14 protein-coding genes are annotated in these 16,879 nt (G+C 40.6%); 1 reads left to right on the top strand and 13 read right to left on the bottom strand.

Translation table 11 applies throughout. The annotated features are described in order from the left end of the window. Window positions 1-859: 859 nt before the first annotated feature. The 12 genes from gap to G4407_RS06330 form a co-directional block, all read right to left on the bottom strand. Window positions 860-1,885, bottom strand: a complete 1,026-nt coding sequence (gene gap / locus G4407_RS06385) for a type I glyceraldehyde-3-phosphate dehydrogenase (RefSeq protein ID WP_173688195.1) — start codon at window positions 1,883-1,885, stop codon at window positions 860-862. Window positions 1,886-2,060: 175 nt separating this feature from the next. Beyond that, window positions 2,061-2,870 (bottom strand): ABC transporter permease, encoded by an 810-nt coding sequence (locus tag G4407_RS06380; RefSeq protein ID WP_173688194.1) that lies wholly within the window; start codon window positions 2,868-2,870, stop codon window positions 2,061-2,063. After that, window positions 2,833-3,273: an ABC transporter ATP-binding protein gene (locus G4407_RS06375; RefSeq protein ID WP_330585997.1), complete on the bottom strand. Its 441-nt coding sequence runs from the start codon at window positions 3,271-3,273 to the stop codon at window positions 2,833-2,835. The genes G4407_RS06380 and G4407_RS06375 overlap by 38 nt, the downstream gene beginning before the upstream one ends. A 413-nt stretch (window positions 3,274-3,686) precedes the next feature. Further along, complete coding sequence (locus tag G4407_RS06370) at window positions 3,687-4,175, bottom strand: DUF3592 domain-containing protein (RefSeq protein ID WP_173688193.1); 489 nt, start codon at window positions 4,173-4,175, stop codon at window positions 3,687-3,689. A 94-nt stretch (window positions 4,176-4,269) separates the two neighbouring features. Next, the gene (locus G4407_RS06365) at window positions 4,270-4,662 is read right to left on the bottom strand and encodes a C-GCAxxG-C-C family protein (protein ID WP_173688192.1); all 393 of its coding nucleotides are present in this window, start codon (window positions 4,660-4,662) and stop codon (window positions 4,270-4,272) included. A gap of 242 nt (window positions 4,663-4,904) precedes the next feature. Then, a complete protein-coding gene (locus G4407_RS06360) occupies window positions 4,905-6,053 on the bottom strand; it encodes a double-cubane-cluster-containing anaerobic reductase (RefSeq protein WP_055260543.1) in 1,149 nt (382 codons plus the stop codon). Window positions 6,054-6,082: 29 nt separating this feature from the next. Beyond that, window positions 6,083-7,297: a MalY/PatB family protein gene (locus tag G4407_RS06355; RefSeq protein ID WP_173688191.1), complete on the bottom strand. Its 1,215-nt coding sequence runs from the start codon at window positions 7,295-7,297 to the stop codon at window positions 6,083-6,085. A 36-nt stretch (window positions 7,298-7,333) separates the two neighbouring features. Next, on the bottom strand, window positions 7,334-8,302 hold the full coding sequence (locus G4407_RS06350; protein ID WP_173688190.1) for an ABC transporter ATP-binding protein: 969 nt from the start codon (window positions 8,300-8,302) through the stop codon (window positions 7,334-7,336). Continuing rightward, window positions 8,295-9,299: an ABC transporter ATP-binding protein gene (locus G4407_RS06345; RefSeq protein ID WP_173688189.1), complete on the bottom strand. Its 1,005-nt coding sequence runs from the start codon at window positions 9,297-9,299 to the stop codon at window positions 8,295-8,297. Before G4407_RS06345 ends, G4407_RS06350 begins: the two co-directional genes overlap by 8 nt. A 41-nt stretch (window positions 9,300-9,340) precedes the next feature. Continuing rightward, window positions 9,341-10,216, bottom strand: coding sequence for an ABC transporter permease (locus G4407_RS06340; protein WP_279325150.1), 876 nt, complete (start codon window positions 10,214-10,216; stop codon window positions 9,341-9,343). 31 nt (window positions 10,217-10,247) lie between these two features. Continuing rightward, the gene (locus tag G4407_RS06335) at window positions 10,248-11,213 is read right to left on the bottom strand and encodes an ABC transporter permease (protein WP_022220605.1); all 966 of its coding nucleotides are present in this window, start codon (window positions 11,211-11,213) and stop codon (window positions 10,248-10,250) included. A 100-nt stretch (window positions 11,214-11,313) separates the two neighbouring features. Further along, on the bottom strand, window positions 11,314-12,930 hold the full coding sequence (locus tag G4407_RS06330) for an ABC transporter substrate-binding protein (RefSeq protein WP_173688187.1): 1,617 nt from the start codon (window positions 12,928-12,930) through the stop codon (window positions 11,314-11,316). A 324-nt stretch (window positions 12,931-13,254) separates the two neighbouring features. Between G4407_RS06330 and G4407_RS06325 the strand changes: the two genes are divergently transcribed. After that, a complete protein-coding gene (locus tag G4407_RS06325) occupies window positions 13,255-14,136 on the top strand; it encodes an AraC family transcriptional regulator (protein ID WP_173688186.1) in 882 nt (293 codons plus the stop codon). Between the two features lie 138 nt (window positions 14,137-14,274). Here the strand turns inward: G4407_RS06325 and G4407_RS06320 are convergent, their stop codons facing one another. Next, the gene (locus tag G4407_RS06320) at window positions 14,275-16,596 is read right to left on the bottom strand and encodes a C40 family peptidase (RefSeq protein ID WP_173688185.1); all 2,322 of its coding nucleotides are present in this window, start codon (window positions 16,594-16,596) and stop codon (window positions 14,275-14,277) included. Window positions 16,597-16,879 lie beyond the last annotated feature (283 nt).

The following is a 16,879-nucleotide window of genomic DNA, read 5'->3' as shown; positions in this document are numbered from 1 at the left end:
TAAATTTTTCAAAGTTCATTAATCTCTGCTTGACTTTTTATTTGCAGACTATTTTTTCAATTGCTTCTGCTGCCTTTCCCGGTTGAAATGCACTTCCAACCAAAGGAAGGATGACTCTGTCAGATATTTTCATCTCTTTCACCACTTCTTAATAAAATTACATTTTCTGCCAGTATGTGTATATTTCTTATTATAATATACATTAAGTGACGACTCAATAGAGGATTTTTAATAAAGCTGTAACTCCCCTGTTTCTCTGGTTTGATTCTTGTAATATAATTGACATGCCACTCTCCCCAGTGTCCAAGACCACCAAGTAGAAACACCTTGAAAAACCTGATTTAAAATCTGTCTTATAAAACCGATCAGCAGATAATAATTGGAATAAATTCCACCAGATACCACACTGACAAAACCCGAAAGATTCAAATTATCTGTGCTGCTTACAGCTACATATCCAAGCTTATGCATCAACATGGTTTTTACAATGTTCAGAATCTGTTTCTTTTCCAAATAGGAGCATACGTAAGGTATGTGTGGTCCAACCTATGCTGCGCAAACTCATCCAGTCCAGCACATGTAACCTAGACTTTCTTTGTACATCTGATCTTCTTGAAAAAAAGAAGATTTTAATGTCAATATACCAATTTATTCAATTATTTTGCTTGAAAATCAAGTGTTTATACCAGATTTTCCGGTGGGAAAGTTGAGTAAGTATACTATAAGTATTTATTAGACGGAAATTTTGATGTAATCAAAAAGAGTATCACGTTTCTTCTTGTTTACGTGATACTCTTTCTTTTATGGCTTCTGACTGTTACTGCTGATATACGTTTTACTTTTTCATTTACAATCTGTTTTATTTTACACCATGGTCCACCTGGTACATATGCGAAATCAGGCGGAAGATCTGACTGGTATATCCCCATTCATTATCATAAAAACTGATCAGTTTGAAAAAATGACCGTTTACCTGGATTCCTTCTCTTGCATCAAAAGAGGATGCGTGATTATCTCCGATAAAATCGGAAGAAACAACTTCATCATCCACATAATCCAGAATCTCCTTAAGAGTTGTTTCGGAAGCTTCCTTCATTTTCTTGCAGATATCTTCATAAGTGGTTTCTGTCTTCAAAGCGACATTCAGATCCACAATGGATACATCTGAAGTCGGTACACGATAAGAAATTCCATTCATGCGGTCCTTTAACGCCGGAATAACAAGTGAGATTGCTTTTGCAGCTCCTGTTGAAGATGGAATCAGATTTCCGAATACAGCACGACCTGTACGCCAGTCTTTCAGCGAACGGCAGTCAACTACTTTCTGTTTTGCTGTAGCTGAATGGATGGTAGACATCAGACCATACTCTATTCCGTAATTATCCTCCAATACCTTACAGATCGGTGCAAGACAGTTTGTTGTGCAAGATGCATTTGAAACGACCTGCATAGATGAATGATAAAGTTCATGATTCACTCCCATTACAAATGTCGGTGTGTCCTGATCTTTAGCCGGTGCAGAGATGATCACTTTCTTTGCTCCACCCCGGATATGTGCCATTGCTTTTTCTGTCGTACAGTAAGCACCTGTCGCATCTATAATGTATTCTGCTCCACACTCTCCCCACGGAATGTCAGCAGCATCATTTTCAGAATACACTCGGATCTTCTCGCCATTTACAACAATTCCATCCTCATATTTTTCCAGACTTCCCTGGAAACGTCCAAAGATCGAATCGTAACGGATCATATAAATCATATAATCCAGGTCTGCGTTTCTTACATTGATCCCACAAATTTTAAATTTTTCCGGCTGATTGATGGCAATGCGGAATGCAACTCTTCCAATTCGTCCAAATCCGTTTATGCCGATTGTTATTGCCATATTAAATACCTCCCTGTATATGACATATTGATACTTTTTGTATCTTCTTCCCTTGCAATAACAGTCCGCCACAATCTATTGCGAGTGTAACACACTTTTTTTTAAAATGCTACCGAAATGGCAGTAATTAATCATTTAACAGGATTCCTATTTTTTTAACAGGATTCTTAATTTTTTAACAAAGCTGTAACTCCCCTGTTTCTCTGTTATGTCTTTCAACCTGATATGTCAAAACTACCGTAACAACTACCATAATGCACATACAAACCAGAAGCCCGGCAATATTCCAGATCCATTGTTTTCCTTTCCCGCCAACATTCAGTACAAATCGAATAATATTAATACAATATGTAAGCGGAAATACAAGTGAAATCATTTTTGCCCAGAAAGGAAAACAGTTCCGTGGAATTCTTGAACCGGAAAACAATGTCATCGGTGTATCAAAAATATCCATAACAATCGAAGCATCTCTGGAAAACATAAAAATGGAATTCAACATTCCACCCCAGATTGTGGAAGACAGTAGCAACAAAAGAAAAATAAATGGCAAAATCAGTATGTTGTGGAATTGGATTGCTTTTGTATAAAACAGAATGAATACGCAAAAACAACAGAACATCCATACTTCCTGAATCAATGCGCCAAGTGCTCTCCCATACATCATAGCCAGACGGTTCGCAGGGGAAAGGAAGGTAATTTCCAAGGTACCGCCTTTTCTTTCCTGATTCGCCATCGACCATGCATTTTGTACTATCGACCAGAAGCATGTATAGGACATAAATCCGGTTCCTAAGAAAGCCAGTAATTCTTTGCTGTCAGAAATCCCCATATAACCGGTTAAAGAAAATGGTTTGTAAGTATAATAGCCTTCTAAAAATCCAAAAATCGGCCAGATCAGCAGCGACAAATATACAAAAGCTGAATGATAATCATGTTTCTGTTGTTTTTCAATTTCTGCTTTTATTACCAAAAATATTTTCTTCACTGTCTTCTCCTCTTGATCTGTAAATAATTTTCATCAATATTTCTTCCAGTCCAGGTTCCTGCAAAACCATCTTCGGTTCACTTGCAAACAAATCTTTTAGTTCTTCTTTGGTACCCTGTGCAATCATTTGCCCATTATCCAGAACATAAATATAATCACAAAGTTCTTCAGCCTCACTTATATAGTGTGTTGTCAGGAGAACCCCTTTTTTTTCCTCCTGAGCCAACTTTTTTATCATAGCCCGTATCTCTTTGGCAATCACAATATCCAGTCCAAGGGTTGGTTCATCCAGAAAAATATATTCAGGATCGTTAATCAGTCCTCTTGCAATCTGTAGCCGCTGTTTCATTCCTTTTGAATATCTTTCAACCGGTATATCTTCGGCTTCTACCAGCCCTACTATTTTGATGTAGGCATTATAGGGATGAAGGTCAGGTTTGTCAATGTTTAATTTGATTTTTCGCTCTGTAATTTTAAAATATTAAAAGGTGCTAATCCAGCAAAAAACCAAATTAGCACCCTACTAATATTAAAATATTGTTTATCTTACACCTAAATCAGATTCTCTACAATTATTGTGAAATCATCACTCTACATGCGGTGATCCACCAAACGGATACAGAAAAATCTTTTACCAGTTAGACCTGGTCGATCAGGCTCTCGCAAAGTCAAACCCAGGTCAGCGATAATCATCTGGACAACGTCTTAACTAATTGACATTTCCCACTAAGGAATCTCTTCCCGTGTTTTAAAACCGTTACTTTCTGGAAGCATTTGGAAATGACGGTAAAACTGCGCTTCACATCCAGAACTTTTTCACAGTAATGTTATAACCGACCATACTCTCACCAGTCCAAGCAAAATCGCCACTCCCCCAATTACAAAACAGATCAGACTCAGAAAATGACTTCCTCCACCTGTTATGTCTTTTAAAGTTTCCGTCACATCTTTCGGATTCTCCGGATCATAATATCCCGGATATTCCTTTCCGACAGGATACTGATCGATCGAGCTTCCCAGGCGTGTGTGATATTCATATCTCTGACCATTTACAATATACTCATAAATCGGGGTATAGCTGGTAACATATATGATTTCACCTGGTTCATTAGAATCCCTTTCCTCCCGTTCATGCTTCTCCACACCGATCACACGCAGTGTGGTGCGTCCTGTATAGCGCTGCTGATATTTGGCATTTTCAGCATTTGCTTTCTTCCACAGCTTTTTTCCAAACCAGATCAGTAAAACACCCAAAAGTAATGGAATTGCTGCTATACTAAAAGAATACACATAGAAATTTACCATAGTCTTCCTCCTCTTTTTAAAACCAAGTTCTGAACGCTTTGTTAGCTTAAGTATAGCACAAATGGGGATGTGTTCCATATTCGTATCGTTTCATCTATTCAATACCTATTACTTCTCCTAGTGCAAGCACCGCATTTCTTACGCATTCCGGACATTCACAGAGTACTTTGCCTGTGCCGACGCCCTTCAACTCCCTGCAGATTGTTGCCCCGCATTTTTGCTGAAACTTCGCAAGGATTTCTTTGGAATAACGAGGCGTTCCGGCTCCGTCTGTCAGGATTCCGGCGGTCATCACAGCTCCAATGAGTGCCCCACAGGTTGCTTCCAGACATCCCATTCCTGCTGCATAGCCTGCGGTTAATTTCATCAGTGTCTCATCGTCCAATGGAAGCTTATCTTCAAATACTTTTACCACTGCCTGGGAACAGTTGCATGCTCCGGCAGCTTTTAAATCTGCAGCTTTTGCTGCGCGTTCTTCGATTGTCATATTCATCTACCTCTCTTATTTTTTCAATCTGACAAAATTTTTTCAAAGGCTTCGCCTCAGTCTTAGCTGCTCTCTGAAAAAAATTCCGGTATATTCTCCATATACCTGTAAACATATACAGGGAACAGACTGATGCCTGTTCCCTGCCTGTTAATTCCTATTGTAACATAAATCTGTTAGAATCCCATCCACTTTTTCAGAATACCGGGACACATTCTTTTAAATTTGATACATTCTGAATCCTAGATCATCTCCAAAAATGCAGCAATTCGTGTATCCAGCTGTCCGATATCTGCCTGAGAATAATCAGTCTCTACATGGATATACGGAAGTCCTTTGGATTTTACAAATTTCTCAATGCTCTTTGCCTCAATATTGTAAGTATGACATGCCTGAAGTGTCATTTCTACTACACCCTCGATATTATACTCTTCAAGGAGTCTTCCCATCAGTTCGATACGGTTGTTATCTGGTGTCATAACGGAACATCCGATTGCAAGATATCTCTCTGCAATTGCTTTGTAGATGTCCTCTGCATCTTCATCGATGAGACGGTCAACAGATTTTGCACCTCCACAGTTTTCATAGACTACAACATTTCCACCGTGTTCTTCGATGGCTTTTACAACCTTCATCGGCGCACCGCTGCTTGGACATCCGGTTAAAAGGATACGTTTTTTTCTCTCTGGTTTTTCACCTTCTTCGTATTCTTTCATCAGCTTTTCACGAAGGGCATCAATTTCTGCCGGCATCTTTTCTTTGTCGAATTTGAACTGGCTTCCATAGAGAACGCCGAACAGCTGGGAACCGTTCATCGGAGCCGGATCATTTTTCATAACTTCGTAGAATTTCTTCAGTGCAATGCGTCCCTGGTTGGATACATGAACGGCATGGCGCACTTTTTCTTCTGTGATCTCTACATTAAATGTCTTTTCCAGATATTCTTTGAAACGGATGATCTCTTTTGTCCACAGTTCCAGGGAATCTTCTCTCTGTGAGTTTGGAAGTTCCATGATATAGACATTTTTGAATTCTTTCATCAGTTCGTACATCTTTTTCTTTCCATCACAGGTTGTCTCTCCGACTACCACGTCTGAGAAATAGAAGAATGGACATTTGTCAGATACGGCAAAACCGTAACTTGCCTTTACCATCGGGCACAGATTCTTCGGCAGATCCTTTTCTGCGATTGGGATCGTTTCATCGGATGTAGAGCAGAGTCCTACGGTAACTGCTCCCATAGCCATTGCGATTTCCTGTGGGAAGTAGGTACAGTACGCACCTACAACCGGAATTCCTTTGTCCTTTACTTCTTTCATTACCAGGAAAGATCTCTGTCTCTGCTCTGCAAATTCTTCAAAAATCTCCGGCAGCTCTTTTACTAATTCCATTTTTATTTTCCTCCTTTATTGTATGCATTTTAAGCATTGAATACATATTTATCGAGACGGTCAAATGCTTCTTTCACTCTGGATGTTGGCAGTGCAAGGTTCATACGGATATACCATTCACCATGGAATGGCTTTCCGTTCTGCCAGAACACACCTGCTTCATATCCCATCTTCAGAACGTCTTCCAGGCTCTTATCATGTGCCTTGCACCATTCTTCACAGTTAACAAACAGCATATAGGTTCCCTGCGGTCTGGTTACGGAAACACCTTCAAAATGTTTGTCGATATAATCACATGCATAAGCGACATTTTCCCCGATCACTTCACAAAGCTCGCCTACCCATTCCTGTCCTTCCGGTGTATACGCACCCATCAGTGCATGCATTGACAACACATTCATTGAATTGTAATGGCAGAGTGAGGACTCTTTTAACACTCTGTCTTTCAGGCGTTTGTTGTATATAATATGATAGCTTCCGATCAGTCCGGCAAGGTTGAAGGTCTTTGACGGTGCGTATAAAGCAACCGTTCTGTTTCTTGCATCTTCAGAGACCGACTGGGTTGGGATATGCTCGTTTTCATATAAAATAATGTCGGACCAGATTTCATCGGAAATAACGGTCACATCGTATTTTTTATAGATTTCCATTGCTTTCTCGATTTCCCAACGCTCCCATACACGGCCGGTCGGATTGTGCGGTGAACAGAAAACGGCTGCATGGATCTTGTTTTTCACGATCTTCTCTTCCATATCCTCAAAGTCCATCCGCCAGATGCCTTCTTCATCCTTTTTCAGCGGGCTGTGGATGATATGGTAGCCATTGTTGTTCAGCGTACCGGTAAATCCTATGTAAGTCGGTGCATGGACAAGGACATTGTCACCCTGTGAGCAGACTGCGTGAAGTGCACTTGCCACGCCACCTAAAACTCCATTCTCATAACCGATATGTTCTTTTTTCAGTCCGGTCACATGATTCCGTTCTTCATGCCACTTGATGATGCTGTTGTAATACTCATCTCTGGTAATAAAATATCCATAGGTCGGATGTTTGGCTCTTTCGATGATCGCTTCGGTGATCTTCGGGAGTGCCGGAAAATTCATGTCCGCAACCCACATCGGAATATAATCCATTCCTTCTCTTACTTCTACTTTGTTCCCTGGTCCAAGCATATTTGGAAGGATATCCACTGCAAGGGCATCTTTTCCTTTACGGTCAATAATACTTGTAAAATCGTACTTCATTTTTTCTTTCTCCTCTGTTACATACACTTTTTTCTTTTAGTCATTATACAGGTGACATGCTACATAATGTCCCGGAACAATCTCTATCATCTGAGGTTCTTCCTTACGGCAGATCTCCATACAGTTTTCACAGCGTCCTGCAAATCTGCATCCAACTGGTGGATTCACCGGACTTGGGACATCGCCTTTTAACATAATACGCTCTTTTTGTGCTGATGCCTCAGGATCCGCAATCGGAACCGCTGATAAAAGAGCTCTCGTATAAGGATGTTTTGGATCAACATATAACTTAGAGGATTCTGTAAGTTCTACCATTTTCCCCAAGTACATTACCCCTATACGATCTGATATATGTTTTACAATAGACAGGTCATGTGCAATAAACAACATGGTCAGATTTTTTTCTTTCTGTAATTTCATAAGCAGATTTATAATCTGTGCCTGTATTGAAACATCCAATGCTGAAATAGGCTCATCACAAAACAAGAATTCCGGATTAACGGAAAGTGCTCTGGCAATTCCAATCCTCTGACGCTGCCCACCTGAAAACTCGTGGACATTTCTCGCTGCATGCTCTGCATTCAATCCAACCATCTCAAGTAGTTCCGCTACCATCTTCTTTTCTTCCGTTTTGTTCTTCGCCATCCCATGAATCTGGATTCCTTCTGCTATTATATCATAAACCTTCTGGTGTGGGTCAAGAGAAGCATACGGATCCTGGAAAATCATTTGCACACGTTTTGTAAATGCAAACCGTTCTTTCTTTGACATGGTATGAATGTTTTTTCCGTGAAACAGAACCTCTCCATCTGTTACCGGATACATTCCAAGACAGGTTTTTCCACAGGTTGTTTTTCCGCATCCGGATTCACCAACAATTCCCAGAGTCTCACCTTCGTAAATATCAAATGACACATTATCAACAGCCTTTAACTGTTGTTTTTGAGCAGCCGGAAAATATTTTTTCAAATTTTTAACTTCTAAGATTTTCTTTTGGCTAGGCATGTGCAACACCTCCCTTTGCGGCACGTTCATCCATCATCCAGCAAGATGCCCTGTGACTGGAAGATACCGTTTTTTCCTCCGGCATATACTGTGCACAAATATTCATTGCATGCGGGCATCTTTCACAAAATGCACATCCCTTCGGCGGATTTGTCATATCCGGAATGTTTCCTTCTATGGTACAAAGCATTTCTTTTCCGTCTCTGTCCAATCGTGGAACGGAATTTAAAAGGGCTTTTGTATATGGATGAACCGGATGATAGAAAATCTCTCTGACCGTGCCCTCTTCTACAATTTTCCCGGCATACATAACTACAATTTTATCAGCCACATCCGCCACAATTCCCAAATCATGCGTAATCAGCAGAATTGCCATATTCAGTTTTTTCTGCAGGGCTTTCATTTCAGCCAGAATCTGCGCCTGGATCGTTACATCCAAAGATGTGGTTGGCTCATCAGCAATCAACAATTTCGGATGAGAAATCAATGCAATTGCGATCATAATCCTCTGCCGCATTCCACCAGATAACTCATGGGGATACTTTTCAAGACATTTTTCAGCATCTGCAATGCCTGTTAACTTCAGCATATCGATTACTTTTTTCTTTTTTTCTTCTTTAGAAGTCGTTACGGCATGATTGTCAAGACTTTCCATGATCTGCTTTCCGATTTTCATGGTTGGATTTAAAGAAACAAGTGCATCCTGAAAAATCATAGAACATTCTTTGCCACGGAATTTTCTCCACTCCTTAGAAGAATATCTTGCGATATCTGTACCTTCAAATATGATCTGGCTTCCTTCCATTACTTTTCCCGGCTTTTTTACAAGCCCCATAATAGTTTTCGCTGTAATCGATTTTCCACAGCCCGATTCACCTACCAGTGCAACCGTCTGTCCTTCTTCAATAGAAAACGATATATCACGCACCGCCTGCACAGTGCCTCCATATGCAGCAAAATTCACAGCCACATGTTTCATTTCTAATAAATTATTCATTTTTTCTATCCCTTTCACTAAGGTGGTTACTGCATATTTTGCTATTCTACAATTTTAGGTTCTAATGCGTTTCTCAGAATATCTCCCAGTAAATTAAAGCTCAAAACTGTAATTAGGATCATTACGCCCGGATATACCGCCAATAAAGGGTAATCCAAAATATGCGCCTGTGCCCCCTGAAGCATACTTCCCCAGGATGCACGTGGAATCTGCACACCTAATCCCAGGAAGCTCAAAGAAGATTCCATCAGAATTGCATTTGCCACACTCAAGCTTGCAGCAACAATAACCGGTCCTAAAATATTAGGGATAATATGTTTAACGATCACGCGGAAGTTTGATGCTCCCAGATTCTGTGTAGCCACCACAAAATCTCGTTCCTTTAATGACATTGTCTCCGCTCTCGTAATTCTTGCGACGGATGCCCAGGAAAACAGACTCAATACAACAATCAGAGTCGGTAAACCAGGCTTTAAAAAGGTATTTAAAATAACCATTAACAGCATACTCGGAAGAGCAAGAAAAATATCTGTGAAGCTCATCAAAAACATATCCACTTTTCCTCCGACATAACCGGAGAATACACCTAATGATGTTCCGATTACAACCGTCATGATCATAGACATGAATCCCACCAGCAAAGAAACTCTTCCACCATATAAGGTTCTGGTAAAATAATCTCTTCCGTACTCATCTGTGCCAAACCAGTGACTGGATGAAATACCCTGCAGCTTTTGAGAGGCATCTAACTTATAAGGATCGTAAGGACTAAGAGGTGCCAAAAGAACAGCAATGATGAGAATGGCAAGAAGTACGACACTTACCATAGCAACTTTGTTTTTCCTTAGTTCTTTCCAGATATCTTTCCATACACTCTGTCTCTCCACAGAAACTTCTACTGTTTTCTTTTTTTCCAGTTTTGCAAACGAATCGTTGGTTATTACTATATTATTTTCCACCGGATGCACCTCCCCGTTTAATTCTTGGATCAACAAAGGCATACAATAAATCTGCAATAAAATTACCGACTACCAAAAGAAAACCAGAAAGCATAACATACGCCATGATTACCGGATAATCCCTTGAACCAATCGCAGACATCGCAAAGGTTCCAATTCCCGGCCATCCAAAGACACTTTCTACAATAAAGGATCCACATACCAAAGATGCCAGATTCATTCCCATCAATGTAATGATAGGCAACAGCGTGTTCTTCAATACATGTCGGAATAAAATTTTCGTCTGAGAATCTCCCTTTGCTTCGGCAGTAAGTACATACTCTTCGCTTAACTGTCCGATGGTATTTGCACGGATATAACGGATATAAACCGCGACATGACCGATACTGAGCGTAATACATGGAAGAATCATATGCTGAAACGTATCAAATGCAGATACATTTCCAACGGTATGCATACCGGAAGAAGGCAATACCTTTAATACCGCAGCAAATACAATAATAAGCAGCATGCCAAACCAGAAAGACGGTATGGACATTCCCATATACGCTAACGAACTGATCAAGTTATCAAGCCATGAGTTCTTCTTATAACCCGACCATAAGCCAAGCGGGATTGCAAGCAAAAGCGACAAGATCATAGAACTTCCCATAAGTATGATCGTTGCCGGAAGGCGCTGCATAAACTGTGGCCATACAGCCGACTTATTAGATAAGGATACACCTAAATCTCCGTGTACCGCACGTTTAGCCCAGGCAAAATACTGCTCTGTCATGCTCTTATCCAACCCCAATTGCGCAATCACATTAGCTTTCTGTTCTTCTGTCATTTCCGGATTTACATACATATCCGATATGTCACCTGGTGCAAAATAGACAATTGCAAATGAAAAAAAGGAAATCAATATCATTACGATTACTACCTGAGCCGTCTTTTTTAAACAATATTTCCACATAAGTATTCCTCTCTGTAAAACCGAATATATGAAAGAATGTGGCTTGTCTTTACTTTAAAGGCATGCCACATTCCGTATGCTTTTCAGCTAATGTAAATTTTTAATCCACATGAATAGATAAGTAATCAATGAATTCTGGAACTACTGACGAACCATCTAAACCAGTAACATTTTTCTGTGAAACCATAACAAAGTTTGTATATGTAAGTGGGTATTCCCAGCATTCTTCCAGAGCTTTGTCCTGAATTGTATTCCAAAGTTCCTGTTTTTCTTTCGCATCTGCAGTTCCCATGGCTTTCTGAGCAAGCCCTGAAACTTCATCACTGTATCCACAATCACAGAGACGATTTGTAAAGTAGCTGATTGCCTGTCCACAGTTTGAACCACGCTGTGAATCCCATCCGTTTGTACCAAGATCCCATGTTGTAGCCTGTTCTTTATCTTTGCTTGCAAAGAAACGTGGGAAGAATGTAGAAGTATCGCAGCTTTCAATATTTACTTTTACACCGATTTCAGCTAACTGCTGCTGTACGACAGTTGCTACAGCTTCCATATTTGCACGGTCTGAATTGTAAATATAAGTAAGTTCTTTTCCTTCCAATCCAGATGATTTTGCAAGTTTTTTTGCTTCTTCCAGATTGACGTTATATCCTTTACAGTCTTTATTGTAAATAGACTGATCCGGTGTGATGAGGCTGTTCGCCGGCTTTGCAAGTTCATCTGATCCCCATGCAAAATCAACGATCGCATCTTTGTCAAGTGCAAGGAAGATTGCTTTTCTTGCATCCTGAGATAATGTAGACATTACCGGTCCGTGTGGGTTTAACTGAAGGTAATTAAGACGAGCTTCTGATATACTGTACATATTGTATTTATCAGACTCCTCTTTGTATTTCTTCAGATCTTCTGCGCTTGTAACACGCATGTAATCAATTCCGCCATTTTCAAATTCGATCTGTTTTGTGCTTCCGCTGCCGATTGTTTTCATAACGACTTTCTTAACAGAAGGAGTTCCTCTGTAGTAGTCATCTCTTGCTGTATAAACAAAACTATCTTCGTTAATTTCGCTTACTACATATGCTCCAGATGTAGCCATACCCGGTGTTTTGAAGTATGTACTGTCATCAATCTTTGACGGATCATTATCAAATGCATGTGCCGGCATTGGATAGAACTGAGATAACGTTCTGACATAGTTATCAAATACTGATGGAAGTACAAATTCCATTGTCTTATCATCAATTTCGTTGATCTGCACATCTCCTCCATTTACCTTGGTAAATGATGTAGGTCCGCCATAAGCCAATACACCATAATCAATGGTAAATTTAATATCTTTTACTGTAACCGGTTCCCCATCACTCCATGTTGCTTTGTCATTAATATGAAGTGTGTAGGTAAGACCATCTTCTGAAATGTCAAGCTTATCAGCCAGATAATATTCCAGACCGTCTTTTGTCTCAGCGAATAAAGGTTCATAGATTGGGCGGATTGCACTTACCAGGTCATCACTGCTCTGTGCACTTGGCTGAAGTGAATTTGGCATGTATCCCATTGCTACTGTAAATGTTGAATCACCGCTCTTCTTTGTTGTCTCTGTTTTGCTTTCTTCTGTTTTCGCGCTGCTGTCTTTGCTGTCAGAACTTCCACCACATCCGGCAAGCATACCGACTGCTAAAATTCCTGCACACAGTAATGCGAGTGCTCTTCTTTTCATTTTCCTTTTTCCTCCATTGTATTTTCCTTGAGTTGTTCTGTCTGTATATCCCCCCGTTAACAACTCTTCAAAAATACTACCAAAATGTTTTTTTCTTTGCAAATAGCTTTTTTCTATCAATTTTTATGCTTATTGCTATTATTTATCAATAATTCCAGAAAACGTTGATTTTTCGTTATTTTTGTAACTTTTAACAATTTATTGTTTTTATCTATAGCAAAAAACATAACTTTTTTACAATTTCTTTTACCTTTTTTGCAATGTGTATTGTATAATGATTACAAAAGATTTGTTAAATTATTATTCATCATGAAAGGTTTATAAATGAAAAAATTATATGAGCAAAACCCTGAAATGCATCTGTCCGGCAAACGCCAGCCGCGCCATGTAAAATGCACGCACCACAAAGGATATCTGATGGAAGATCTTTCCATGATCAAAAGCGGATTTTATGAAATCAGCTTTTGCAAAAGCGGAGATTTTCTGTTCCGCATCGGTCAGAAACGGCATTTTATTACAAATGGCGATATTCTGGTTATTCCACCGGATATTCCACACTACTTCACCTCCAGTGATCTCGTTGTAAACTATTATGATTTTATCACTGTATGGCTGGAAAAATCATATATTTCCAATCTGAAAAGCCAGCTTCCGGCCCTTGGGGAATCTGTTTTCAATATTGACACACCTCATCTTCTGCATACTACCAATAAGCTATGTAATTTTGAGGAAGAATTTGAAACCTTTTACAGGGAATATGCTTCTTATGGGGAGCTTTCCGAAACTTATGCCTGTGGTGCATCCACCTGTCTTCTGGTAAAAATCATCAATTATGCCCTGAAATATTCCAATGAATTTATTGAGATTGAATCCGATCAGACCAATCAGATCGTCCGCTATCTGGATCAGCATTTTCTGAAAGAAATCGGCGTGGAAGATCTGGCGCGTACTTTCCACATGAGCAAGAGCAGTCTGAACAAATTTTTTCAGAAACAACTGAATACGACCTGTCATCAGTATATTTTAAAGAAACGGCTGGCACTTGCGGTCTCGCTGATCCGGCAGGATGTTCCGCTTAAAACAGTTGCTGTCCAGTCCGGTTTTGGAGACTATTCTTCATTTTTTCGTGCTTTTAAGAAAATGTATCATATTTCTCCGACCGAATGTCAGGCAGAGAATGAAAAACTGAAAAAGATCAAACATTAGCCGGGAGAATGACTTGCCTGAATAATGATGACATACAATATTCCAACATTTCCCGGTATACAAAAAACTTCGGATATTCTGGATTTTCGCCAGTGATCCGAAGTTTTTTGGATTAAATATTTCATTTTTTGATTGTCTTTATTTCACCAGATGCACTTCTGCCTTCTTCTCATTCAGCTTCTGTGCAGTCTCATGATCATTGACATAGATACTGATATGCTTTTCTTTACCGGAAGTATCATAATCTTCAGCAGTAAATACATGTCCGTCAATGATCACCTTTGTTCCATACGGAATCTCATCCGGGTCAACCGCAATGGTCTGCCCTTCAACAATCGGAGTTCCGGTTGCTTTGACTTTGCTTGCCTTCGCACGGCAAGTCTCGCAGGAACAATAATAATCAATGGTATACTCTCCGATACTGTCTCCATACTGTTCGGCTGTAGCGTTCTGTTCGTTCACATCCGTGCCTTCCAGATTATAATTATCTTCCAGGATTCTGGTTGCCCAGACAGCTTCCGGAATGTATACCGTTCCAGAAATGATTCCCTGGTCTTCATTTGCAGCTTCGATGGTCTTTCCGTCTCCTGCATACATCACAACATGATGGACATAACCGTCTTTTGCATAGAAAATCAGATCCCCCGGTTGTGCGTCTTCAACCGGAATCTTGGTTCCATACTGGCTCTGATCTTCGGCTACTCTTGGCAGATTATAGCCAAAATTCTTATAAATCTGCTGTACAAATCCGGAACAGTCTGCCCCGTCTGTCAGGCTTGTACCGCCCCATACATAAGGATTGCCAATGAACTGTGCGGCGAAATCCAACATTGCCTGGCGGATCGCATTCCCCGGTGTTCCCGGCTTTACAGAAGCATAGCTATAATAAAGTGCCTGATTATCTTCCGGTACGATCAGTTCTGTAGCTGTCTGGTAAGCACCTTCGCCTGTTGCTTCTACCTGCGCTTTTACTTCATCTCCAGTCTGAACAGCCTCTTTAGGGACAAACCCTCGGACATCCCCGGATTCCACATAGATCCAGTCTTTCCCTGCATCCGCTAGGATATAACACAGATTACCCTGGAACATGGTTCCGATCACACGTGACTGTCCATTTGCCTCTTCCTGGATCGCTACAGTTCCATCCGACTTTGATGCATCTGCCAGTGCGTATTTTTTCGTAGCCAGTGTCTGATTTACGGTTGCACGTACATGGGTAAATGCCTGATTTTCATTTGCCGGAACCGTTTCTTTTGCAAGGGATGCTGTTCCTTCGATCCCAGTGTATGCAGTCTTGGCTTTTTTTGCAGCTTTTTTTGCCTGCTTCTGGTATCCACTCAGCAGTATCTCTGCGGCATCTCCGGTATAAAGCTCGGATTCTTTTACAAATCCTCTGACCTTTCCGGATTCTACATACAGCCATCCATTCTTTTCTTCTTTCAGAATGTAGAGAAGTCCATCCTGTGAAATTTCTCCGACAGAACGTACCTTTTCAGTCAACTGCTGAGATGCAAAGGATGCATTTAAAGTATCATCCTGCAATGCTGCGGCAGCGTCCGAGTTTAAGGATGACTTCTTTCCCGAAGTGTCTGCTGTGTTTTTTAATGTCCCGGCAGAAAATGTATTAAGCTGTACTTTCTTTTCCGTTTTCGTCTTTTTCGCAGAAGATTTCGTCTTTGATTTCTTCGCCTTTACAGAAGTTTCCTTTTGAAACAGTTTTTTAGCATCGGCTGTCGCTTCCTGAATATCATTTTCTGTCCGATCAGTATCAACGGCTCCACTGATATCTTCCGGAATTGCCTCCCGTATGCTGATCTTTGTCTTTGCAAATGCATATTTTCTCGCAACTGTCCAGAAGCGGAAATCTTCTTCGTATTCCGGAAGCCTGACGATCTGCTGTCTCTTGACCAGTTCTTCATTGGTCATCTTGTGTTCGCTATCCTGCGCATTTTTTTCCTGCTCCTGCGCTTTGTTTTCTTCTGAGCCATCTGTCTGGTCTTCCGAAGGCTGCTGTTCATTGTTCACATTGCCATCTGAAGGCTGCTGTGGTGTATCCGGATTAGCCGGTTCTGTCGGTTGCTCCGGCGTAACCGGCACATCCGGGTTAGCCGGGATTACTTCTACTTCATCCCCCGTTATCGGATCAACCTTCCATCCTGTTTTCGCTGCATCACGCAGGCCGGTATCTTCCAGATATCCTGTCTCTTCATTGTATCTGATTTCTTCATTCTGAATCATCTCCAGGACAAGATCCGATACTTCTGTAAGTGTATCACGCCCATCAATGGATTTTGCCTGTAATTTTTCTCCATTTTCTGTTCCATTAGAAGTGCTCTCTGTAAGACCACCCTCTGCCGCCCAAGCTGTTGCCGGAGCACTGAAAGTAAGTCCGAAAACAAGTAATCCTGCTAGAATTTTTGTTCCTGTCATTTTTGCCACTTTTATATTTCTAAATTTCAAAGCCTGTTGCTCCTTCCTGCAAATTCTGTAAAATGCAGTTCTTTTAGTCGAAACGCGACATTTTTATTCTACTACTCTTTGACAAAACCGTCCATATTTCATTAAAAATATTTCTGATAAAATTTTTCAAACTCAGAGAGTAATTTCTTTCGAAAAATGTTCTGGGTAAGAAAGAATGTGCCTCGGCACATTCTCGCGCCGAGCGCGTTGCTGAGCGCCAGTGGCGCTCGTTAAGCAACGACCGAAGCGGAGCGTAGACCGCTTGCGACATTCTTCATCTTCG

This window comes from Allocoprococcus comes, from assembly GCF_013300725.1.
Classification (GTDB): domain Bacteria; phylum Bacillota; class Clostridia; order Lachnospirales; family Lachnospiraceae; genus Allocoprococcus; species Allocoprococcus comes_A.
The sequence above is the reverse complement of the archived record's forward strand: the minus strand, read 5'-3'. Positions and strand labels throughout refer to the sequence as shown.